This window comes from Paenibacillus crassostreae (assembly GCF_001857945.1).
GTDB classification, from domain to species: Bacteria; Bacillota; Bacilli; order Paenibacillales; family Paenibacillaceae; genus Paenibacillus_AQ; species Paenibacillus_AQ crassostreae.
Genome location: NZ_CP017770.1, coordinates 3,758,430 through 3,783,384 on the forward strand (window position 1 = coordinate 3,758,430; position 24,955 = coordinate 3,783,384).

The 24,955-nt window shown below is 39.7% G+C and carries 19 protein-coding genes; 14 read left to right on the forward strand and 5 right to left on the reverse strand.

Translation table 11 applies throughout. The annotated features are described in order from the left end of the window. Positions 1-43 precede the first annotated feature (43 nt). Together LPB68_RS17300 and LPB68_RS17305 are read right to left on the reverse strand one after the other, a co-directional pair. Positions 44-898: a manganese catalase family protein gene (locus tag LPB68_RS17300; RefSeq protein ID WP_068661220.1), complete on the reverse strand. Its 855-nt coding sequence runs from the start codon at positions 896-898 to the stop codon at positions 44-46. A 67-nt stretch (positions 899-965) separates the two neighbouring features. Next, entirely contained in the window at positions 966-1,472 is a 507-nt protein-coding gene (locus tag LPB68_RS17305; protein ID WP_068661221.1) for a DUF3231 family protein, read from the reverse strand. Between the two features lie 152 nt (positions 1,473-1,624). Between LPB68_RS17305 and LPB68_RS17310 the strand changes: the two genes are divergently transcribed. From LPB68_RS17310 to LPB68_RS17355, 10 genes are all read left to right on the forward strand, one after another. Then, positions 1,625-2,320 carry a response regulator transcription factor gene (locus tag LPB68_RS17310; RefSeq protein WP_068661222.1) on the forward strand — a complete coding sequence of 232 codons (696 nt, stop codon included), beginning with the start codon at positions 1,625-1,627 and terminating at the stop codon, positions 2,318-2,320. Continuing rightward, on the forward strand, positions 2,317-3,702 hold the full coding sequence (locus LPB68_RS17315; RefSeq protein ID WP_068661223.1) for a sensor histidine kinase: 1,386 nt from the start codon (positions 2,317-2,319) through the stop codon (positions 3,700-3,702). Before LPB68_RS17310 ends, LPB68_RS17315 begins: the two co-directional genes overlap by 4 nt. 40 nt (positions 3,703-3,742) lie before the next feature. Continuing rightward, on the forward strand, positions 3,743-4,525 hold the full coding sequence (locus LPB68_RS17320) for a PepSY domain-containing protein (protein WP_068661224.1): 783 nt from the start codon (positions 3,743-3,745) through the stop codon (positions 4,523-4,525). Positions 4,526-4,657: 132 nt separating this feature from the next. Next, positions 4,658-5,269 (forward strand): PepSY domain-containing protein, encoded by a 612-nt coding sequence (locus LPB68_RS17325; RefSeq protein ID WP_068661225.1) that lies wholly within the window; start codon positions 4,658-4,660, stop codon positions 5,267-5,269. A gap of 254 nt (positions 5,270-5,523) precedes the next feature. Next, complete coding sequence (locus LPB68_RS17330) at positions 5,524-6,807, forward strand: DEAD/DEAH box helicase (RefSeq protein WP_068661226.1); 1,284 nt, start codon at positions 5,524-5,526, stop codon at positions 6,805-6,807. Between the two features lie 279 nt (positions 6,808-7,086). Then, on the forward strand, positions 7,087-8,487 hold the full coding sequence (locus LPB68_RS17335) for an ABC transporter substrate-binding protein (protein ID WP_068661227.1): 1,401 nt from the start codon (positions 7,087-7,089) through the stop codon (positions 8,485-8,487). A 161-nt stretch (positions 8,488-8,648) separates the two neighbouring features. Then, the gene (locus LPB68_RS17340; protein WP_068661249.1) at positions 8,649-9,491 is read left to right on the forward strand and encodes a carbohydrate ABC transporter permease; all 843 of its coding nucleotides are present in this window, start codon (positions 8,649-8,651) and stop codon (positions 9,489-9,491) included. Further along, positions 9,491-10,330, forward strand: a complete 840-nt coding sequence (locus LPB68_RS17345; RefSeq protein WP_068661228.1) for a carbohydrate ABC transporter permease — start codon at positions 9,491-9,493, stop codon at positions 10,328-10,330. The genes LPB68_RS17340 and LPB68_RS17345 overlap by 1 nt, the downstream gene beginning before the upstream one ends. 180 nt (positions 10,331-10,510) lie before the next feature. Next, the gene (locus tag LPB68_RS17350; RefSeq protein ID WP_068661229.1) at positions 10,511-11,539 is read left to right on the forward strand and encodes a LacI family DNA-binding transcriptional regulator; all 1,029 of its coding nucleotides are present in this window, start codon (positions 10,511-10,513) and stop codon (positions 11,537-11,539) included. A 191-nt stretch (positions 11,540-11,730) separates the two neighbouring features. After that, entirely contained in the window at positions 11,731-15,486 is a 3,756-nt protein-coding gene (locus LPB68_RS17355) for an alpha-L-arabinofuranosidase C-terminal domain-containing protein (protein WP_068661230.1), read from the forward strand. Positions 15,487-15,542: 56 nt separating this feature from the next. Here LPB68_RS17355 and LPB68_RS17360 read toward each other — a convergent pair whose 3' ends face one another. The 3 genes from LPB68_RS17360 to LPB68_RS17370 are packed head-to-tail and all read right to left on the reverse strand — an operon-like array spanning position 15,543 to position 19,985. After that, a complete protein-coding gene (locus tag LPB68_RS17360; RefSeq protein WP_068661231.1) occupies positions 15,543-16,538 on the reverse strand; it encodes a sugar ABC transporter substrate-binding protein in 996 nt (331 codons plus the stop codon). A 1-nt stretch (position 16,539) separates the two neighbouring features. Beyond that, positions 16,540-18,162 (reverse strand): response regulator, encoded by a 1,623-nt coding sequence (locus LPB68_RS17365; RefSeq protein ID WP_068661232.1) that lies wholly within the window; start codon positions 18,160-18,162, stop codon positions 16,540-16,542. Beyond that, positions 18,159-19,985 carry a cache domain-containing sensor histidine kinase gene (locus tag LPB68_RS17370; protein ID WP_232510318.1) on the reverse strand — a complete coding sequence of 609 codons (1,827 nt, stop codon included), beginning with the start codon at positions 19,983-19,985 and terminating at the stop codon, positions 18,159-18,161. The genes LPB68_RS17365 and LPB68_RS17370 overlap by 4 nt, the downstream gene beginning before the upstream one ends. A gap of 264 nt (positions 19,986-20,249) precedes the next feature. On the opposite strand from LPB68_RS17370, the gene LPB68_RS17375 reads away from it, so the two are divergent. From LPB68_RS17375 to yjfF, 4 genes are all read left to right on the forward strand, one after another. Further along, complete coding sequence (locus tag LPB68_RS17375) at positions 20,250-21,290, forward strand: ABC transporter substrate-binding protein (protein WP_068661233.1); 1,041 nt, start codon at positions 20,250-20,252, stop codon at positions 21,288-21,290. 94 nt (positions 21,291-21,384) lie between these two features. After that, complete coding sequence (locus tag LPB68_RS17380; protein ID WP_068661234.1) at positions 21,385-22,911, forward strand: sugar ABC transporter ATP-binding protein; 1,527 nt, start codon at positions 21,385-21,387, stop codon at positions 22,909-22,911. After that, positions 22,904-23,941, forward strand: coding sequence for an ABC transporter permease (locus LPB68_RS17385; RefSeq protein ID WP_068661235.1), 1,038 nt, complete (start codon positions 22,904-22,906; stop codon positions 23,939-23,941). Before LPB68_RS17380 ends, LPB68_RS17385 begins: the two co-directional genes overlap by 8 nt. Then, positions 23,934-24,899 carry a galactofuranose ABC transporter, permease protein YjfF gene (gene yjfF, locus LPB68_RS17390; protein WP_068661236.1) on the forward strand — a complete coding sequence of 322 codons (966 nt, stop codon included), beginning with the start codon at positions 23,934-23,936 and terminating at the stop codon, positions 24,897-24,899. Before LPB68_RS17385 ends, yjfF begins: the two co-directional genes overlap by 8 nt. Positions 24,900-24,955 lie beyond the last annotated feature (56 nt).

Below are 24,955 nucleotides of genomic sequence, written 5' to 3' on the forward strand. Positions count from 1 at the left end.
GTGTTGGATTATTAAAAGATCATCTGGTTGTTCTATGCACGGGTTACGCGTTAAGATCATACAAACCAGGACTATGCTCATTTGGTAGTTCTGGCATAGTTGGTACTGGGAATCCCTCAGGTGGGGGAGTAACCTCCAAGGTTCCCTTGTTACGACTCGGAGATTCTCCTTGGACGATTTCACCGATTCTCGTATCATCTAATCTAAAGTTGAATTGCGCGTTATGATAACCCAGATCAACAAACTTCCGACACTCCGGATATTTATTAATATCATAGTTGGGAATAGGGAATATTTTGCCCCAATTCACGCCCAGTGTTTCTAATGCCTTGGCAAATACATTCTGATGAGCGTTATCACGAACGATTAGAAAAGCTAATGTTTCGCGAAACGTTTGATTGGAACTCATTTCGTAAATCCGTGTCTTTTGCAATACGCCAGTAGATTCAAGTACGACATTATCTAGCAGGTCACTGATTAGATTACCATGATTATAGACATAGTTACCCATCCAAGGATTACCAGCAGCATCTACAGGTAAAGAAGACTGTGCCCCCACAATATAATGATGCGGATTGGCATGCTTAACCGCTTCGTCCAAGGGTGCACCGTCAACACCAGCATTCCCGGCTTGATCATAACCTGAGTCATTAAGTAATTGATTGATCGTATGCTGCACAAGTTCAACATGGGCAATCTCTTCCAAGAATACGCCTCGCAGCAAATCGCGGAATTGTGTTTCCTTCCCTCGAAAATTATTACTTTGGAAAAAATATTGCATCATCGTACGCATTTCACCGAAATGCCCGCCAAGTATCTCTTGTAACACTTTAGCTGCTGCAGGATCTGGTTTATCCACAGTAATAAGATTTATTAAACTTTCTTTATAGAAATACATCGAAAGCCTCCTCTAAATATTAGAATCATCAAGCCCACTCGATGAGCGGGCTTTATTGGAGATGGAGTTATTCTGGTTTCTTCACGAGTAGTGGAGGAGGAATAAGCCATCCTTTTTCTTTGTTCATTTGAAGTATTCTAGCTCCTAATGCGGCTTTCGTGAGATGGTATTTGGCGAATAAAGCACCAACATCCACTCGAATACACTGTCCCATCGCTTGGCTACATGCAACTAGTCCGATAGAAGTATCCGCTGCAATTTTAGCCGCTATTTCTGGATCAGCGAACCTTGCTCCTACAGGAATATCTTCGAGTTTCACTTGAGGGCGATCAGGCATAATTGGGGCGGATGCAATACCATTATCTGTGAGCAATTTATCCAATTCTTTGATCTCCTGCTTGGCTTGATCCATAAGATCTTTTAATATTTCCTTTAAATCTTTGTCTCCTGCATGATAGACATAAGCTTGGTAACAAGATATAGCACCTTTTGCAGCTGTAGAAGCAGACCATATGCTAAATATCTCACCGTAATGCAAGGGCTCATCTTTTGGATTACCATTCAAAATTCCCATTTATACACGTCCTTTTTCCTGATTTTCATTATTATCTGCTATATTATGTATAAGGATAAAGAGGAATATGCATCTCACACCAAATTCAAACTTGGTTGATAGGGGATTCATATTTTTTTAATAATAAATAGATTAGATCGGAGGACGTAACATTGAGCGAATACATATTAATCGTGGAAGATGAAGACAAAATCGCTAGAGTCCTGGAAATAGAGTTGGAATCGGAAGGATATCGCGTAGCGAAGGCGGGAAATGGGTTAGATGCGTTGGAAATCTATCGAGCAGGTGGGATTGATCTGATTCTGCTAGATGTGATGCTTCCCGGGATGAGTGGAATTGAATTATTAAGAAAAATAAGAATGAACGATTCTCAAATCTCTATTTTATTGCTAACAGCGCGAGGTTCGATTGAAGATAAAGTCTCAGGTCTGGATCTAGGGGCTAACGATTATATAACGAAACCATTTGTGATTGAAGAACTACTCGCTCGTGTACGAGCTGCCTTGAGATTACGAACTCACCAGATGGAGCTAGTGGCTACAGATGAGTGGTTGAGTGTGGGTAATTTACAGTTGAACGAGAGTACGAGGGAAGTCCTACGAGGGGATGATACGATTGATCTTACTCGACGTGAATTCGATCTGTTAATGTACTTAATGAAGAACAAGCGCCAGGTGTTGGATCGGGAACAGATATTGTCAGCAGTATGGGGTTATGATTATTTCGGGGATACGAATGTGATAGATGTCTATATACGTTATGTGCGCAAAAAAATTCATCATCCGAACGAGCCAGAGTTTATTCATACGGTGCGTGGTGTCGGTTATGTTCTGAAGGAAAGTCCATGAGATTACGTAGCAAAATCCATTTATATTCGTCTGTGTTATTTGCCGTATTATTAATTCTTATGAATCTAGCCACGTATTATACGTTCAGTCAATTGTCTATGAATAACCAGTTGCATCGAGCAGAAGCACAGACACTACAAATTGCCAACGCGATGAGGCAGGTAGCGGGAGAGATTCCAACACAAGATTTATTGCGTGGTTATGTCCCGATTAATGGGATGATTCAGATGTTAGGACCTGATGGGACGAGTCTCGCTCCTGTTACTTCGGTGTCCCAACAACATCTTAGTCAACTGCCGGGTGTATACGACACGAATAAGAAGGTGCAAGTGTTTGATGATCTAGACCAAAGATATGTGATGGTATCCATACCTGTCATTTGGTCGGATGGTGTCGTGATGAATATCCAAGTGACGGAAAGTATCCAATCGACGATGGACACCCTTCGTGTTCTACGCTTGGTTCTGATCGTCGTGACATGTGTTGCTCTCATTCCTGTGTTAGTCTCCATTCGTCTATTAAGCGCTGTTATTATGAAGCCGATTAGTGCCATGACGTTAACTATGAAGGAAATCCGCCGTAGCGGGCGGTTCAATCGCTTGCAGCTTCAGGGACAATCCAAAGACGAGTTGATGGAAATGAGTATGACTTTTAACGATATGATCGAACTGCTTGAGAATAATTATAAGAAACAAGAACAATTTGTAGCTAATGCCTCGCATGAACTTAAGACACCGTTGACGATTATTGAAAGTTATGCCAATCTTTTGCGAAGAAGAGGGTTAGATCGTCCAGAGATATTCACTGAATCCATTGAAGCCATTCATTCCGAAGCTATGAGAATGAAGGATATGACAGAACAGCTCTTATTGCTTGCAAAGCATAAGGAACAATGGAATATTAGGTTGGATAATGTGAACCTGACAGAATTAACGATAGGCTCTGCTAAAGCATTTCGCAACGCTTATGGTAAAGAGATTCGCGTGAATGGGCAGCCGGAAGTGTTTGGATATAGTGATGAGAGTAAATTGAAGCAATTGTTGTTTATTTTTCTAGATAATGCTCAGAAGTATAGTGATGACGATATTGTAGTTGAGGTTGGCGCATTATCGGATGACCGCTTTATCCGAATTATAGACCGTGGTATAGGGATAGCGAAAGATAAGTTACCGTATGTGTTTGATCGATTCTATCGTGTGGATGAGGCGAGAACGAGACAAGCTGGAGGTGCAGGGCTTGGGCTATCACTTGCCGTTGAGATCGCAGAAGCGATCGGAGTACGTATTGAACTCGATAGTGTAGAAGGTGAAGGTACGACCGCTGAGCTATGGATCCCGGAGGGAAATGTTATTATGCGAGATTCTCACCGTATTCTAATTTAGAGGATATATATTTAAGACAAATAACTGGAGGTGATTCGGTATGAACAACAAGATCGTACGTCTATCGATCATAGTACTTATTATTCTGGGAATTACAACAGTTGGAATAGTGTGGAAATCATGGGCTAGCTCAGCAGTTCTGCTGTCCGAAGAGGAAGCCATCCAAATTGTTTTAGCCCAGTATCCAGGTGAGGTTATCCATAGTTCACTTAAGAATGATGAGTATGTCATCCAGAATCGATTAGTGAAAGGCCTTTACGAGTTGAGATTAAATGCATCTGAAGGGACCATCACATCGATTGTAAGATTGGAAGCTGTTGTTCCTGATGTATTAACACCAGAGAAACAAGATTCCGAAGATCAAGATCAGGTCTCACCAGATAAGATATTGCCAGATCATGAGTCTTCAGTTGAGACGCCCGTTCAAGAGCCTGATGCTGATATAACTGTACCAACTAAAAAACCTACCTCGGACGTCGGTGAAAAGTCTACAGCGTTAGTAAGCCGTGATCAAGCCGCTGTTCTTGCACTAAAGCATGTGTCTGGCACTGTTCAGAGCATTGAAATAAGAGGTACGGATAGTAATAGTTATTATCTTGTGAAGATGAATACTAAGAATCATCGTGAAGCAGTGGTCCAGGTGAATGGCATCTCAGGAGCGATTATGTCTGTGACTTGGGATGATAAAGACGATAGAAAAGGTAAAAATGATAGAGATTCTATTAATGATACACATAATCAAGATCATAGAAAAGTGGATGTTCAGGATAATAGAGGCGGTAAGAATGTGAATGATCAGAAGGAAGTTATTGATAAAAAATAGTATTGCATGATGTTGCTTGTTGCTCCGCTCAATGTTTTCTCATCAAATTCTAATCTAGTTATCTCTTTCCTCTCATTTGGTGCATGTATATTGAGAATATCAAATCAAGCAACTTATGAGGAGGAACATGAAATGAAGATGAAACAAAAATTAGGTATAAGTGCATTAGTAGTTGCTCTATCCGTAGGAGGAGTGTTTGGCGTGGGGAGTGTTCAAGCTTCGAACTTAAAACCAAGTAACACCACTCAGAAAGTTAGCAAGGTCAATGAAATTAATAGATTAGCGAATGCTAAGGTGCATGTTGACGCTAAGAAGGTAAAGAAAGAAGCGAAAGTAGTTACTATCGGAGCTCGTAAGGCAAGTGTTATCGCAGCGACATACCTTAATGGTAAAGCGACCGAGGTTAGACTTGATAGCGATGACGAAACACTTCTCTATGAAGTAAATGTGAAGACAACTAATGGAATATATATTGTTAAGGTTGATGCGTTGACTGGGAAGGTTCTATCTGTCGAGAAAGATTTGAAGATTGGAGCTGAAAGAGCAAGTGTTATCGCAGCGACATACCTTAATGGTGAAGTGATGAAGGTTAAACTTGATCGTGAAAATGATGTACTTGTCTATGAAGTGAAGGTAAAGATAGATAAAGGCGTATCTTGGGTTAAGGTTGATGCGTTGACTGGTAAAGTTCTATCTGTTGTGAAAGATCAAGGTAATCATAAAGGTCATCATGCTCACAATTAATAAAAATAATTAATTCAAATATTGTAATCACGGTTTATGTAGTCACAATAACTAATCTCAAGAACCAGTACTCATGATATTGAGTGCTGGTTCTTTTGTTAACCTTATATTTATGTTATGCTAATGGTTTATGACGTGAAGGAACGGATTGTGGAGACGTTACAATAATCGTTACAAGCACATAATGTGTGCATGATGTAGTTATAATAATGTATGTATTTATCATTATAAATATTGAACAAATAGGAGAACCAATGACATTTAATGAATTGAATATTATTCCAGATATACTGAAAGCTTTGAATAAAGCGAATTATACGGCACCAACACCAATCCAAGAAGCAGCGATCCCAGCAGTATTAGAAGGTAGGGATTTCCTAGGTTGTGCACAGACGGGAACAGGAAAGACAGCTGCCTTCTCAGTACCGATGATCCAATTATTAAGCGAAGAAAAGAGTAATCCCAATGCGAGGCGACGTATTCGTTCATTAATTCTAACTCCAACAAGAGAACTGGCTTTACAGATTTCAGATAATATCAAGACCTATAGCCAGTTTACAGATGTGAGTTGTACAGCCATTGTGGGTGGCGTATCTCAGAAAGTTCAGGAGCGGGCGCTAAATAGTGGTACAGATATTATTATTGCTACTCCAGGTAGACTCATTGATCTTATTGATCAAAAGCGCATTAATTTACAGCATGTTAAAATTCTAGTGTTAGATGAAGCTGACAGAATGTTGGATATGGGCTTTATACATGATGTGAAGCGAATTCTTGCCAAGATGCCTAGCAAAAAACAGACATTATTCTTCTCGGCAACAATGCCACCAGAAATATCCAAAATGGTTAAATCGCTACTTGTTAATCCGGTAAAAGTGGAAATTACACCGGTATCTTCAACTGTGGATCGAATTAAACAGTCTGTGTATTTATTAGCTACAGGAAATAAACAAAAGCAACTAAACCATCTGTTAGAAGATAAATCGATTGTGACAGCATTGGTATTCACCCGTACCAAACGAGGTGCTGATCGCGTTGTACGTGATTTGACGAAAGTGAATATTTCGGCAGAAGCAATACATGGTAATAAGTCTCAGGTAGACCGACAGAAGGCATTACGCAATTTCAAGAATGGTGTGACCCGAGTGTTAGTGGCGACAGATATTGCAGCAAGAGGTATTGATATTGAAGAACTGTCACATGTGATCAACTTCAATCTTCCGAATATTCCAGAGACCTATGTGCATCGAATTGGCCGTACTGGTAGGGCAGGATTGAGTGGGACAGCTATTTCCTTCTGTGAAGTGGATGAATTGCCGTATCTGAAGGATATTGAAAAATTAATCGGGAAGAGTGTTCCCGAAGTGAAAGATCATGCCTATCCAATGGCGAAGGGTCAACGCCTTGATAAAATGGATAATACCTCCAAAGGATCGACAGCTGTACAACCGAAAGCTGTGAAATCCAAGACAAATCCACCGCGTAAGCCTAAGACGGAATGGTTTAAGAAAGAAAGAAGAAGTACAACAAGTAGATAAATTTATTCATGCAGGCAGCTCATCCTTTATCAGGACAAGCTGTCTTTTTTGTGATTATGAATAGAGAGGTTTGGAATATGGAATAATGGTTAATAAATTCTAGAAAATATATTGCAAAGATTTAGCCTATATGATAATCTATAAACATCAATTGGAAACGTTACCGATAACGCTACCGATGGAAATGAAGAAAGCGTTACCAAGAAATTTTCTGAAAATACTTTGGGGCGTATCGTATTAAAGAGTAGTGAAAATTTACAGAAAAGAAGGGGAATAACAATGAGTAAATTTAAGAAAATATTGGGACTTGTCCTAGTAGCAACAATGGCTATCAGTCTTCTAGCTGCTTGTGGTAATAACGCAGCCAACGATACTGGAGCAAATAATAATGCAGATACAACCAAAACTGCAACAGGCGATGGTGGAGAAATTTATTTCTTGAACTTCAAACCAGAAATTGCAGAAACATATGAGAAAATTGCTAAGGACTACGAAGCAGAAACAGGCGTTAAGGTTAAAGTTGTAACTGCTGCTGCAGGTACTTATGAAACAACTTTGAAATCTGAAATCGCTAAGTCAGATGCTCCAACGATTTTCCAAATGAACGGACCTGTAGGTTATGAGTCTTGGAAAGACTACACATTGGATTTGAAAGATACTAAACTTTACAGCTACTTGACAGATCCAAGTCTAGCAGTAACTAGTGGTGAAGGCGTATACGGTATTCCTTATGTTGTAGAAGGTTTTGGTATCATCTATAATGACGCAATTATGCAGAAATACTTCGCATTAGCAGATAAAGCAGTATCGATTTCTTCAGTAGCTGAAATTAATAATTTTGCTACATTACAATCCGTAGTAGAAGATATGACTGCTAAGGCAGATCAACTAGGTATTAAAGGTGTATTCTCATCTACTTCTTTAGCTGCTGGTGAGCAATGGAGATGGCAAACACATTTAGCTAACATTCCATTCTTCTATGAGTTCCAAGAAAATACTGCATTTGATAACACAATCCTAGCTGGATTAGCTACTGATGAGTTGTCATTCAAATACGCAGATAACTTTAAAAACATCTTTGATCTTTACATCAATAATTCGGTAACTAAAGGAACTCTCCTAGGTAGTAAAACAGTAACAGATTCTATGGCTGAATTTGCACTTGGTCAATCAGCTATGGTTCAGAATGGTAACTGGGCTTGGGGACAAATTAGTGATGTTGATGGTAACGTAGTAGAAGCTGATAACATTAAATTCTTACCAATCTATGCCGGTATTGCTGGTGAAGAGAAACAAGGATTGGCTGTAGGTACAGAGAATTACTTCGCAATCAACAGTAAAGTATCTGCTGAGAAGCAACAAGCTTCAATCGCTTTCTTAGAATGGTTATTCTCAAGTGAAAAGGGTAAAGCTTATGTAACGAACGATCTAGGATTTATTGCTCCATTCAACACATTTACTGATGCTGAGAAACCAGCTGATCCACTAGCTAAAGAAGTATTAGCTTGGATGGAAAAAGATGGAGTACAATCTATGGCTTGGACATTCGCAGCATTCCCAAGTGAAGAATTCAAGAATTACTTCGGTGATGCATTACTTGAATATGCACAAGGTAAGAAAACATGGGATGAAGTATCAACGATTGTTGTAGATTCTTGGAAATCCGAAAAAACTAAATAATATATAAATAAATATGATTGATGAATGTGTTACAACATCAATCATTATGGATCAAAAGTTATGCCACTGTGTATCTTGAGATGCACAGTGGCATAATCTCATAGGAGAGATTTTTGGGTATGATCACGATTACAATACTCAGAAAAGGAGAGGAAGACTATATGGAAAAGTCGATGAAAAAATATTTTGGACTGTTTGCTTTACCTACGCTATTGGCTTTCGGTTTAGCATTTGTTATCCCATTTCTGCTAGGTATATATTTGTCTTTAACAGAATTTACGACAGTAACGGATGCCAAATGGGTTGGTCTAAGTAACTATGTTAAGGCATTCTCTAATCAAGAATTTCTAAATGCACTTGGATTTACAGTAGCTTTCACAGTCGTATCCGTAATTACGATTAACGTGTTTGCCTTCATCATTGCCATGTTATTAACTCGAGGAAAGAAAGGTACAAATCTTTTTAGAACTGTATTCTTCATGCCTAACTTAATTGGTGGTATCGTACTAGGTTATATTTGGCAGCTTATTCTTAATGGTATATTGATTAATTTTGACGTGACATTAACTTTTAGTGCAGAGTATGGCTTTTGGGGTTTAATTATTCTTATGAACTGGCAACTCATAGGGTATATGATGATTATCTATATTGCAGGTATTCAGAATGTTCCTAAAGATGTTGTCGAAGCTGCGAAAATTGATGGAGCGAGTCGCTTTCAAGTACTACGTAACGTGACGATTCCATTAGTTATGCCTTCAATAACGATATGTTTGTTCTTAACTTTATCTAACTCGTTCAAGCTATTTGATCAGAACTTAGCTTTAACAGCGGGTGCTCCATCCAAAGAAACTGCAATGATGGCATTAGATATTTATAATACTTTCTATAGTAAAACGGGTATGGAAGGTGTAGGTCAAGCTAAAGCGGTTGTATTCTTTGTTCTAGTCGCTTTGATCGCATTAATCCAACTTGTCCTTACTAGAAGAAAGGAGGTTGAGAATTAATGGAAACCCAAACTTCGAAATTTAAGGATAATATTATTTTTATTATTTTGATAATATTAGCCGTTGCCTTTTTAGCACCAATACTTGTCGTAATTATGAACTCCTTCAAAGGGAAATTCTATATTAGTGATACTCCATTTCTCTTCCCTAATAATACTACTTTCGTGGGATTGGAAAACTATATTAGTGGCTTAGATAAGACGGGATTCATTAATGCTTTCGGTATGTCATTATTTATTACGGTAGGTTCAGTTGCTGTTATTGTCTTATTTACTTCGATGACAGCATGGTATATCACCAGAGTGAAGTCGAAATTCACTAATTCTTTGTACTATGTATTTACCTTTTCTATGATCGTACCCTTTCAAATGGTTATGTTCACACTGACAAAGGTCGCAAATGTTACGCATTTGGATAATCCATTAGGAATTATCTTGATCTACCTTGGTTTTGGATCAGGGCTATCTGTGTTCTTGTTTAGTGGATTTGTTAAATCAATACCTCTAGAGGTAGAAGAAGCAGTCATGATGGATGGAGGTAGTCCAGTACAGACGTTCTTCCGAGTGGTATTGCCAATCCTTAAACCAACCGCAATTACAGTATCGATCCTAAATGTGATGTGGGTATGGAACGACTATTTGTTACCATACTTAATTATTGGTACGGAGTATAAAACCATTCCAATTGCTATCCAGTATCTAAAAGGTGGATACGGATCAATTGATATGGGGGCCATGATGGCAATGTTAGTATTGGCTATCATTCCTATAATAATATTCTACTTATCCTGTCAGAAATATATTATTGAAGGTGTAGTAGCAGGAGCTGTGAAGGGTTAATCTTTTTACAGATAGCATTTATTATCAAAATGAGTGGGGATTGTTTCTTGGTGACTTCGACATCCTGAGAAATACCTCACTCTTCTTTTTTAAATAGGTTCATTGTTTTAAGTCGCTTTAATTGATATATTAATGATATTATAGGCCATTAGTAAAATTATGGTGTGAGGAAGAGCGGATATGAAGAGGATTACAATTACCGATGTTGCAAAGATGTGTGGTGTAGGTGTAACCACTGTATCAAGAGCCATAAATAATCATCCTGATATTAATGAAGAGACGAAGTCAATGATTATGCAAGTCATCAAGGACAATCATTATATACCGAACAATAGTGCAAGAAATCTTAAACGTGCCGATTCAAAGACAATCGCTGTATTGATAAAAGGGATCACTAACCCTTTCTTTAATCAAATGATCAAAGTTTTTGAAGAAGAAATTCAACGAAAGAAATATTCATTTTTCTTACAACGTGTAGATGAGAATCAAGATGAAATTGATGTCGCAATTGAACTTGAGAAAGAGAAGCGATTAAAGGGGATAGTATTTCTTGGAGGATATTTCTCACATTCTAAAGAAAAATTAACTCAATTATCTGTACCTTTCGTATTGAGTACAATTGGAATGGCAACAGAATTCACACCAAGTGATTATTCTTCTGTGTCCGTGGATGACCTCAAAGAAAGCTATAAAATAGTAGATTACCTATGTAATCAAGGTCATAAGAAGATCGCGATCATTGCGGCACCCATGGATGATGTGAGTATTGGGAAATTAAGATATGATGGATACAAGAAAGCACTAGAAGATCATGGGATTGATTTGGATCTACAATTGGTACGTATCATGAAGGATGATATTGAAAGTTATACAATGGAGAATGGATATGTGGTTACCAAAGAATTACTAGCATCGAAAGAAGATTGTACTGCAATTTACGCGATTTCTGATAGTCTAGCTATTGGTGCCTGTAAAGCTATATTTGAGACAGGAAAAAAAGTGCCGGAGGACTATTCAGTAGCTGGCTTTGATGGACTCGATATAGGATTCTATTATAATCCTTCGATAACTACGATGAGACAGCCCGTGAAGGAAATTGCTGAAGAGACAATTAAGGTTCTCTTCGATCTTATCAACAAAAAGATATCACATACACATAAAATTTTCCCAGCAGAATTGGTCGTTAGAGATTCAACGAAATCATTATAATAATTTTAACAAACACTAATCCACGATACGATATTAACGTGGATTTTTTTGTTGTAAAAGAAGGATTGATCCATAAGATTATATTGTTAACTAATATACTAATATATTAGTATATATATTAATTTAATATTAAATATGGTATTATGTTCGTGACAAAAGATAATCAAAATAAAGATGACAGGTGATCCTATATGAAACGTGACAACACTTATAAGTTGAATGACAGTTTAATTGCACATTATAAGTTTGATAACTCTGAGCAAGTCGGACAAGACTATTCAGGGAAAGGAAAGGACGGAATTGCATCGGGGACAACGTTGCCTTCTATTCAAATCGTGGATGGTAGATCAGCTGTCACTCTTTCGGGTGGTAGAAATGGTAGTTCTTATGTGAAGCTACCGCCAGATCTTATGAAAGATGTTGGTGATCATACGGGGCTAACGATTTCAACGTGGGTTTATTTGGGTAAAGGCTCAAATGTGTGGGAGAGAATCTTTGATTTCGGTAAAGGATCAATAGGGCCTTATTTGTTCATGACACGGAATATGCGTGGTACTTGCTTTGCAGGAGAAGATTTAACCGTTGACCCAGGGAAGTCTTTTGCCGTGGGTGAGTGGATGCATGTTGCAATGTCTGTTATTGGCACAGAAGGTGGTACCTTAAGCAGTGCCGGATCCATGGTGTATGTGAACGGAGAAGTGGTTGCTGATGGAATGATCAGTCAGACATCTAGCGGTAACTATGCTAAATTACGGTCATGGTTTGCTACGTTTGTAGACAACTCCAATTACAATAATAATTTCATCGGTATGTCTCAGCATACAGCGGATGATGATTTCTGCGGTTCCCTTTCAGATTTCCGCATCTATGGAGCAGGATTATCACAGGATGAAGTCATCGAGGTGATGTGCGAATCGCTGACGGACGAAGAAATTGTAAACCTAGCGAAAGATAAATACTTAAATTTCCCAACTTCGATTATTACCGAAGATATTGAACTGCCTTCCTCTCTCATGAGCGGGAAAGTAAACGTATCTTGGAAATCAAGTGATATCACAGCGATTTCGAATGATGGAGTCGTTAACCCCCATATTCAAGCAGCTAAGGCTGGAACGATTACATCCATTTTATCGAAAGGTGCAAGTACGATCGAGAAAAGCTTTGCTGTATCTGTGCTTCCTAAGGAATTGCCACCATATACGTTAACGATTGATGGAAGTAAGAAAGTACTGGATGTAAGTGAAATATTATATGGCTTATTCTATGAGGACATCAACAATGCTGCTGATGGTGGGATTTACGCAGAGTTAGTACAGAATCGTTCTTTTGAATCTTTTGCATTCGACAGTTATTCGCATGTATGCGGTGAGCACGGGTTATCAACAGGAAGAAATCACATCCCATTACATGCTTGGTCAGGTGATACGGATCAAATGACCGTGAAAGACTCGGGAGGGTTAAATGATTTCTTCGGTATCGAAGATAAAGATGTAAATTCTCATTATGTGACAGTTGCGGACAAGGCTACTATTACGAATAAAGGCTTTGCAGATACCAATCAGAATTGTGCCATGTTCATTCAAGAAGGCGCTAAATATGACTTCACGATTTGGGCGAAGGCAGAAACAGCTGGAATCATTACTTTGCAATTGTTGAATTCAGAAGGTAAGACAATCAGTGACAAGGCAATTATTGAAGTTGACGGAGGAAATACATGGAAGAAATATGGTGTTGATTCGAAGATTACTTTGACAGGATTAACAACCGTAATGGGACAGCTTGCTTTAACTTTTGATGGGGAAATTTCGATCGATATGGTCTCGTTAATGCCCGAGGATGTCTGGGGTGCTGGTAAAGAAGATCAATCTGAAACAGCTCATTCTAATTTCATAAGTAATCCAAACTATAGATTGAGAAAAGATCTAGTGAAATCACTAGTTGATCTACATCCGACTTTCTTGCGTTTCCCAGGAGGATGTATTTCGGAGGGTTCACATATTTGGGAGAATGTTTATGATTGGAAAGAGTCTGTTGGAGATATCGAACTACGCAAAGAGAACTTCAACGTATGGGGCTATATGATGACGATGGGTCTTGGTTATATGGAATACTTCCAATTAGCCGAAGATCTGAACGCAACACCACTTCCTGTCATGGCATGTGGCGTGCTGTGTCAGGCTCGTTCCGATTACGCTAATCCAGCCGGTGGTGCGTTAAGAGATTACTATGTTAAGAACTTTACTGATCTCATTGATTTTGCAATCAGTATTGATTTCGAGAATAATGAGTGGGCGCGTTTACGGAAATTGATGGGTCATGAAAAACCGTTTGATTTGCATTACTTAGGAGTCGGTAACGAGAACTGGGGTACAGAGTTTTTCGCCAACTTTGAGTATTTCAAAGCTGTCATTGATGAATATATGGATAACCATTATCCAGGTTATGAATTGCACATTATTTCAACCGTAGGTGCGCAAGCGGATGATGATGCCTATCAACAGGGATGGAAGTTCTTGAGCGGTAATTTAGAAGGATCTGCTTCTGTGAGCTTTACGGATGGTCATTCACGGATCGAAGAAACAATTACTTGGTACAATAAGCAGAAGAATTATATGGATACCATTGCTGATGAGCATTATTACAGATCTAACGAGTATTTATTAAGTAATGTGGATCGATATAACTACTATTATAGAGCTTATGATCAAGACGGTAACTTGAACGAAGCAGAGACTTCGAAGGTATTTGTCGGTGAATATGCTTCAACCGATAAGAATACGTTGGCAGGGGCAATCGCTGAGGCTGCGATCATGACCGGATTTGAGAATAATACGGATGTGGTTCGATTGGTTGCAACAGCACCATTGTTCAATAAAGTATTAACGGATGGCACATATCGCTGGACACCAGATTGTATATGGTTCGATGACGAGACAGTATGGTTTACACCGAACTATTACGTCCAACAGCTCTATGCACAGTATCTCGGAACTCAAGTATTAGGAACATCTTTTACAACATATCGAAACGGTGAACCTACAAAGCTTATTCCACATGGAGGAATAGAAATTGCTACGGGGAACGCAGATATTATAGTGAAACGTGTGAAAGTAACGTCTAATACAGATGGTAGTGTACTTTTTGACCAAAATTTCAAGGAAGAGATTAGTTCTGCTTGGAAGGTTATCCCAGGGTCGAATGGCTATTCAATAGATCGGGAGAATGGTCTTTCATTAATGGCGCAAAGTAGTGGCTTGAATGGGCTATATTTGTTGAATGATGAGTGGACCAACTACAAGGTTGAGGTTGTAGCTCAAAGAATATCTGGTGTAGATGGTTTCTATGTAGGTGCGGGGTTGACGGATATTTCCTCGGTGAATAAAGATATTATCGAATATGCTATTGGTTACAACGGTAATGCGACGGGTGTAAAGGTGTATAAGCAGGGAATCGAAGCCTATACATTAGGTGATTATTCTTCGAGTACAGCCGCAGGTAATTTACGAGCTAGCTGTTATGAGGAGCTTGCCGATCACACTGATTATACGATTACCGTTAATTATGGAGGTGCCAAGGGGAATCAACTGATCTGCTCTTATACGAACGGTATAGTCACAAGTAAGATCCTGGATTATAAGCTAGAAGCTTATAACCAAGATATATATAACTCAGTTACAAGAGATGATCAACATGTGTATGTGAAGCTTGTTAATGCGGATAGCGTTGATAAGGTAACGAAGATTGATCTTGAAGGTCTTCAAGTTGCTAGCACAGGTAAAAAGATTGTATTAACCGCTGATTCTTCACTTGTTCACATTCCAAATGTAAATAAAAAGAATGATGAGCAAGTCAAACCAGTGGAGACAGAAATTCAAGTGGAAATTGATAGTACAACGGTAACCTTAGCTGCTCACTCCGTGAATATCCTTGTTCTAGACATTACTTGATCCTATATAGAATAGTATCTCTCTAACCAAGGACGCCGTAAGGCGTCCTTCTTGTGCTACATTTTATCGATCTGCAACTCGTCGCGATTGATTTCTGTTATACCTGTGTTATCGAATACTGGAATAGACTCTCCTACAGATGCCTGTAACAGGCGTTCTACAATGAGCTTGCCCCATTCCTGTTCATTTTGGGACAGAGAGGATGTAATCTGCCCATTGTGAATGGCTTCTTGAATGCTTGTTGACTTGCCAAAAGTGAAGGCGTATCGATCCAGACCTTTGGCTTTCCAGACGAAGACGGAAGAGGAAGCGGAGATGAAATCTAAGCCAACAAAAGCATCGAAATGAGGATGTTCATCAATCATGAATTCCAAATCAGATGTTGCGCGAGCAGAGTTGCCCTCGTTGTAGCGAACATCCAGCACTTGAATGTCTGTATATTTATTAATGTAATGGAGTAATCCCTCTAATCGTTCGCTTAAGCTGTTCATTTCAGGCATTCCCGTTTCAACCAAGATCATTCCTTTGTTTTTCAAAAGAGAGCCGATCATCATCCCCATCTTCTCACCAGAATGATAGTTATCCGAACCGATGAATGCTAGCCGTTTACTTTCAGGTGAATCGGATTCGAAGCAGATGACAGGAATTCCTGATTCTACGGCTTTATTAATCATAGGAATTAAGGCAATGGAATCGATGGGATCAAGCGCAATCCCATCTACCTGTTGGCGGATCAGCGTATCCATCATCCGGATTTGTTGCTCTAGACTGGTCTCGTCTGGTGCTTTAACAATTAAACGAACGCCATTGGCATTCGCAGTCTTTTCTGCAATCTGTGTAATCATACCGTAATACGAATGAGCCATAGGATATATGATGCCGAATTGTTTAGTAGTTATCATCGTATTCGTGGTTGGATTCTCAAGATTCGTTGCTACTGATGATGGACTATTCGGATCGGTAGATCTTTCTTTTGAATTAATCACAAATAGAAGTGAGCATAACACTAAAAAGCATAAGATCGTTGTAATTATAGTCGTTGTTTTTAGCATATTATGCTCCTTCAGTTCCAGAAGATTGGATCGAGATTGAATCACTTCGTCGGAATTCCTTGGTTGTCATTCCCGTTGATTTCTTGAATAGATTAGAGAAGTAATGAGCGTCATTATAACCTACCTGATAAGCAATTTCATAGGACTTGGCATGTGTGGATTTCAAGAGTTCCATTGCTCTACGAATTCGAATATGTGTTACATACTCAATAAATGTCTGACCCGTCTCTTGGCTAAATACCTTACTTAAATGACTTGGGCTAACGCTGACATATTCAGCTGCATCTATAAGGGATAATTGATTGTTATGATAATGGCAACGAATATACTCTTTCACTTGTTCTAACATCTCGGTATACTTATCAGTTGATTCTTTACGCTTCAACCAGTATTGTTGTGCAAGATTGATTAAGAAAGCGAAGGCTTTCCCCCAGGAATCGACGGTTTCAATTTGCTTCTGTAATTTTCCTAGGGTTGCGGCTGCTTCCTCTGAATTCTGAAATGTCTCCTTAGTACTTTGGAATACTTTAAAGATGAGATCATTCAGAATATAATAACCATATAAAGGTACATGCCAATTCAGTCTCTTCAAATCTGAAGCAAACTGTTCGACAAATGGTGTAACATGGGTTGAAGAACCGAATTTAAGATAGGAAATGAATTCATTATGATCTAAAGAGATTGTCTGATCTAGAGATTCCCCAATCATGGGATACAGACCATTCTGCCCCTGTTTGGTCAGAAGTCGACGCCAATGTTTGTCTTCTTCCGCTTCCAGGTAGGAGTCATGAATGCCAAGTAATCGATGTTGAATCGTTCCGATTCCGATGGAAAGTTCGATTGGAATGGCTAGATTGTCTTGATCCTCATGTTGTTCTTGTAAGCTATCGATCGCAAGCTGAAGCTGTTCCGTTGTGTTTCCTTTCAGAATCCAAATCTTTTCCGTACGTTTTTGCTTAAAGGTAAGTAATTCAACTTGCTTCTGTAAGCTAAATTCTAACTCGGTCTCTTTCTGTAAGATGTGTGATGTATCTATGGATAGGTCATTATCGTGACAGCGAAATTCAGTAATGATGACGCAATAATATTTAGCTACGAGTGTAAGAGATAGTAAGTTAGCAGAATGAATAGCTTCGGAGGTTGTCATATAACCATTACATAGGTCGGCCAGAAGCATTTCTTGCGTACGTATCTTCTGAGTGGCAAGCATTTGAGTTAAGTTCTTAATCCTTTCCTTCTCCTCACGTTCGGCATCAATCTTCTGACTGATTCGATGTAGCTGTTGTATAATATCAGCGGCACTAACAGGCTTAATACAATATTCATCGACACCAATGCGGAGCGCAGATTGTGCATATTGAAATTCATCATGCCCACTTAGAATCATAATTTTTATGTCGGGCATCCGTTTACGAATGATCGAGCTAAGCTCTAAACCATTCATGAATGGCATTTTAATATCCGTGATCAGGATGTCAGGCATCCACTGCTCAATAAGGGGGAGTGCAACTTCCCCATCCGAAGCATCTCCACAGTATTCGAAGCCTTCTTGCTCCCAATGGATACAATCTCGTATATTTTCTCTGAACAAAATCTCATCATCTACTAGCATAACTCTCTTCATGTGCTATCCCTCCGTTCGATCGGAATGCGTAATGATACGCGCGTCCCTTGAAGCTCCACACTTTCGATGGTTACTCCGTAGTGCTGTCCATAATATAATCGAACCCTCTGATGTACATTATAGAGACCGAACCCTATGGTTATGTCATCTTCGATGAGTTCCTGAGATGATGAAACATCTAATCTTGTTTGAATCTGTTTCATACGCTCAGAAGTGATCCCAATTCCATCATCTTCAACAATCAACGTAAAGATCCCTTTCTGTTCTTCACGTGCACTGATTCGGATAAGTCCTTTTCTTCTTTTATTCTTAATTCCGTGATAGAGTGCATTCTCCACAATAGGTTGAAGTGACATCTTGAGAATAGGTATATCTAGTAAAGCGGGTTCAACCTGAATATCGTATTGGAGAATATCTCGATAGCGCATTTGTTGAATAATCAAATAACTTTGGACATGCTCTAGCTCGTCTCTTAAAGGAATCCAATCACGACCCTTGCTTAGACTGATGCGAAAAAAACGTGACAATGCTTGAACCAACTGTATAACTTGAGCATTCTTGTTGGCTTCAGCCATCCAGACGATGGAATCGAGCGTATTGTATAGGAAGTGGGGATTAATCTGAGCTTGCAACGTTCGTAGCTCGGCTTTTTGGATTTGATCTTGTTCTTGAATGCTCTTCTCTAGTAACATCTTGATTTGTTCAAGCATGGTATTGAAGCTTTTACCTAGATCAGCAATTTCATCTTGGCCAGTAGTCTTCACCTTGGCTTCAAGGAATCCGGAGGCAGCTTGGCGCATTTGTTTCTTCAACAATTGAACAGGCCGAATCAACCATCTAGTCATAAAGAAATATAAAGTAATTGTAAAAAGAATACTTAACGCAACGCTGACGATGATTACTTGTCTGATCTCATTCGCTTCCTGAACAATCTCCTGTAACGGTGCAGAGCCAACGATAATCCATCCCGTCTCTGCTGAAGTTGTATATGCAATGAATTGTGGTTTCCCTTTAGAAGACTCTACAAAGCTTCCCCGCTTTTGAATGAACTGATGTTGCAGGTCTAGCGGTTGCCCTTGAATGGCTTGAGACGCATCATTGATCTGTGAGGGAACGAAGATAGCTTTACCTCGCTCATCGATGACGTGGAAGAATCCAGTTTGTCCAATCGTGGTATGGTCGACAAATTGTTCGACGATCGAATCATCCAGATCAATGACAATGAACCCGATAACTTCATGAGTAATCTGCTGTTTGACTGCTGCCATAATGGAAATGACATTAGGCTGTTGGTATTGAAATCCATCCAATCTGTCAAGAGGCTCAGCATCGGACGGAGTGATGTTAAGCACCTGATCAGGGTGGTTAAGTAACTCTGTGAAATGTGGGTTGCGAAGTGGATTAACATCAAGTTGGAATACACCAATCTTTTCACTAATACCTTTCCCGTATAAATTAACCATGGATATGTTCAGAACACTCTCGTATTTATAGGTCTCCCTGTAGAGGTCGAAGGTAGTTAATATTTCCTTGGCATCCTCATAGGTCTCGGTTTGCGAATAGAGGAAATGGTGAACGGTTGGATTATTACTTAATTCTAACAACTCTCTTACATCTTGAAATAGAATGTCGATATCTCGACCAAGTTGATCAGCGATCATTAATGTTGCTGTTTTACTGTGGCTACTGACGGTATTGAACGATTTCTGGTATGATACGGAGCCAACTGCTATCAAGGGAATGGATGTTAGAATGACGAATAAGGTCAGCAGTTTCGCACGTAGACTTGAAGTAATCCATTGTAATAGTCTCATAGGGGCCATGTAACCCTTCTATACATAATGTAAACGATTTCAACATTCAAAAACCATCATATCAAATAAATGACTCATTTTCTATGGATATCCAATACTGATCAAAAAAGCACAACTTTTAAATAAAATATTACACAAATGAAAAGGAGAGATAGGAAAATAAACAAAAAAACAAAGAGAATGCCTAAGGATCTCCGTATATTGAATGCATGGAAGCGCTTTATAATAAACACACGCCAATCATTGGTGATGACAAGGGGAGGTATGAATGTAATGAGAAAAGCGTATAAATCAGGGGCGTTTACCGTATTGATGTCATTGATGTTGTTGGTAGCTGCTTGTGGTGGTAATAACGGGGCTGCAACAAACGATAAAGCAAATGAACCGGCTAAGACAACAACAACAACTACGACGGATAGCGGAACAACGACAGACAAGAAGATTGTATTTGGTTTCTCACAAGTAGGTGCTGAAAGTGGGTGGCGTACAGCGAATACGACCTCCATTCAAGAATCAGCTAAAGAAGCGGGATTTGATCTGAAGTTCTCCGATGCACAGCAAAAACAAGAGAATCAAATCAAAGCAATTCGCTCATTTATTCAACAAAAAGTAGATGTGATTGGTTTCTCACCAGTGGTTGAGTCCGGTTGGGATACTGTATTAAAAGAAGCCAAAGATGCAGGGATTCCCGTTATTCTAACAGATCGATCTGTCGATTCTACGGATACTTCACTTTATGTGACATTCTTAGGATCTGATTTCGTGCTCGAAGGTGAGAAGGCGGGTGAATGGCTTGTAGATCAATACAAAGATACTACGGAACAAGTGAATATTGTTGAGTTGCAAGGGACAACGGGTTCAGCACCGGCAATTGATCGCAAAGAAGGCTTTGAGAAGATAATCAAAGATCACGATAATCTGAAGATCATCGCTTCTCAGACTGGCGACTTTACTCGGGCTAAAGGGAAAGAAGTCATGCAAGCATTCTTGAAATCGAATAAAGATATTGACGTACTCTATGCTCATAACGATGACATGGCTCTTGGGGCAATCCAAGCCATTGAAGCTGCCGGTCTGAAACCAGGTGAAGATATTAAAATTATTACGGTCGACGGAATTAAAGATGGATTTCAAGCAGCAAGTGAAGGCAAAATTAATTTCATCGTAGAATGTAACCCCTTGTTCGGTCCGCAGTTAATGGACACGATTAAAGATGTTCTTGCTGGCAAAGAGGTTCCAAAACGGACAGTAACGGAAGAGGGCACATTTACGATAGAACAAGCAAAAGAGGCACTTCCTAACCGTAAATACTAATGATTATAAATAGTTAACTGGGTTGGCCACTTCGTCTAATCAAAGATCTCATCGGACGAAGTGGTCTTATACAGCGTGGAAAGGAGATAAGGACATGGATCAGCAACAACCTATCTTACAAATGACGGATATCCACAAACAATTTCCTGGTGTTAAGGCATTATCTAGCATAGACTTTCGCTTATTCTCTGGAGAAATTCATGCCTTAATGGGGGAGAATGGAGCGGGAAAGTCAACTCTAATTAAGGTATTAACTGGAGTATATGCTCATGACCAAGGCACAGTGGATTTAGAGGGGAAGTCGATTGCAATTCAAAGCCCACATCATGCAGTGGAAATCGGAATCAGTACCGTATATCAAGAAGTTAATTTATGTCCGAATTTATCTGTTGCAGAGAATATCTTTATCGGACGAGAGCCTCGACGCTACGGTCGAATCCTATGGAAAGAGATTAATCGAAGAGCTTCTCAATTACTCCAAGAACGATTACAGCTTCACATTGATGTAAGCAAGCCATTGCATAGTTTTTCTGTAGCCATCCAACAGCTAGTTGCGATCGCACGAGCCTTGGATGTATCTGCTAAGGTTCTTATTCTAGATGAGCCGACATCAAGCTTAGATCAGAGCGAAGTGAAACAACTATTCCAAATCATGAAGCAATTAAAGAACGAAGGGTTGGCCATCTTATTCGTTACTCATTTCTTAGATCAGGTATATGAAATGTCAGATCGCATAACCATTCTCCGTAACGGAGAGTTTGTTGGGGAATATTTAGCACAAGATCTCCCCCGAATAGAATTAGTGTCGAAGATGATTGGGAAGGAATTGCATATGCTTGATGACCTACCAAAGACGACAGAAGGAAGAGAAGGAATGGAAGAAGTGTTGATTGAGGCATCTGGACTTGGAAGAAAAGGGGCGATTGAGCCTTTCACTTTACGAATCGGTAAGGGGGAAGTTGTTGGCCTTGCAGGACTTCTGGGTTCAGGAAGAACAGAACTTGCACGTCTCTTGTTCGGTGCTGATCGTGCTGATCAAGGTGTACTTAAGTTTAGTGATAGCGGAGAATCTGTCCATTCACCTAAACAAGCTATAGATCTAGGAATCGCCTTTTGTTCTGAGAATCGAAAGGCGGAAGGAATCATTGAGAATTTAACCATTCGAGAGAATATTATTCTTGCTCTCCAAGCCAATCGTGGGCTGTTCCATACGATTCCTCGTAAGAGGCAAGAAGAGATAGCAGACCAATATATCCAGATATTGAACATCAATCCATCCAATCCTGAGCATCTAGTCAAGAACTTAAGTGGGGGTAATCAACAAAAGGTTATTCTGGCACGTTGGTTATTAATGCAGCCTAAGTTACTTATTCTAGATGAACCAACGCGAGGAATTGATGTGGGAACAAAAGCTGAAATACAGAAATTGGTCATCTCCTTATCACGCGAGCAAAAGATGTCTTTCTTATTCATTTCCTCTGAATTAGAAGAAGTTGTTCGCGTCAGTGATTGCATCGCAATTCTTCGTGATCACCAAATGGTACAAGAAATGAAAGGCGATGAAATAAGCCAACAGCTTATTTTACAGGCTATCGCGGGAGGTCAATCAACGAATGGCTAAGTTAACGAAGCATCACTTATTTTGGCCAGTCACTATGCTAGTGGCACTCTTATTGTTCAATTTGTGTTATTCGCCTGATTTCTTCTCTATTCAGATCCGCAATGGCCATCTCTATGGAAGCTTGATTGATATATTAAACTTTGGAGCACCCTTGATTGTAGTAGCTATTGGTATGACTCTGGTGATTGCCACCAAGGGAGTAGATCTCTCTGTCGGTTCCGTTGTGGCGATTACCGGAGCATTAGCTTGTCTGACACTCAATAAGAGCAGTGACCAGAATGGATATACTGTGGTACTGCTAGCTATCATTATGTCACTAGTATTGGCATTGATTCTGGGGTTATGGAATGGATTATTGGTATCACTCGGAGGAATTCAACCGATTATTGCAACGCTAATTCTAATGGTAGCTGGACGAGGTATAGCCCAACTTATCACAAGTGGTCAGATCATAACCGTTACAAGTCCACGTTTCAACTATGTTGGCGCTGGGTCTCTCGCGGGATTGCCCTTCTCTGTCTTTATTGTGATGGCAATCTTTATCATTGCGGTAATCTTAACTCGTAAATCAGCACTTGGGCTATTTATTGAGTCTGTCGGTACTAACTCCGAAGCAAGCCGTCTTGCTGGAATTAGATCGAAGACGATTCTGATCTCGGTATATGCATTCTGTGGACTATGTGCAGGGGTTGCAGGTCTAATTCTAAGTTCCAATGTTTCTAGTGCTGATGGTAACAATGCTGGATTATGGATTGAACTTGATGCGATTCTAGCTGTTGTTATTGGAGGAACCTCGATGAATGGCGGTCGATTTTATTTATCTGGAACGTTGGTGGGTGCTCTTATTATTCAGACATTAACAACGACGATTTATATGATTGGGGTTCCTCCGGAAATTACATTAGTCGTCAAGGCCTTTGTTGTCTTAATCGTATGTTTGATCCAATCTGAATCATTCCGGAAATCCCTATTCGAACGACGGAAATCCCATAAGAACTTGGGGAAGACGGAGGTATCACGACATGTTTAAAAAACAGTATCTTCCTATCATGGTCACGATCGCTTTATTTATGTTGATGTTTGCTGCAGGGGCTTTCCGTTATACTGGATTCTTTTCACTACAGGTCCTCTTGAATTTGTTAATCGATAACGCTTTTCTCTTGATTGTAGCCATTGGTATGACCTTCGTCATCATATCTGGTGGCATCGATCTATCTGTTGGCTCCATGATAGCTCTTACTACGATGATTTCTGCAAGTCTTGTGCAGAATTTAGGTTGGTCACCCTTTATTGTGATTCCGCTCGTATTGATGATAGGGGCAACATTTGGTTGCGCGATGGGGGCGATTATTCATTATTTCGATATTCAGCCATTTATTGTAACGTTAGCAGGCATGTTCTTAGCACGGGGTCTCTGTTACGTGATCAGTATTAATACAATTACGATTAACAATGCTTTCTATACTAGCATGGCGCAGACGAAGATTCATCTGCCTGGAGGGAACTTCATCTCTATCAGTGTAGTGATTGCACTGATTGCCATTGTACTCGCAATTTATATAGCGCATTATACTCGATTTGGACGTAATGTGTACGCTATGGGTGGAAGTGAACAATCTGCTATATTGATGGGTCTCTCAGTAGCGCGCACCAAAATTCTTGTCTATACACTAAGTGGGTTCTGTTCGGCATTGTCCGGGGTTGTATTTACATTCTATATGCTATCTGGTTATGGGTTACATGCGAATGGTCTCGAATTAGATGCCATCGCAGCGGTCGTAATTGGCGGAACCTTACTTACTGGGGGTGTTGGTTATCTAGTAGGAACGTTCTTTGGTGTCATGACCCAAGGGGTGATACAAACGATTATTAGCTTCGAAGGAACTTTAAGTTCTTGGTGGACCAAGATAGTGATTGGACTCCTCCTGTTCAGCTTCATTGTATTTCAAAGACTTCTTACTTCAAGACGCACTTCAGGTCGCGGATAGGTTATTTCTGTGGTGAGCACTTCCAATTTAGAGCGGGATATGGCAGACTCTCAGGT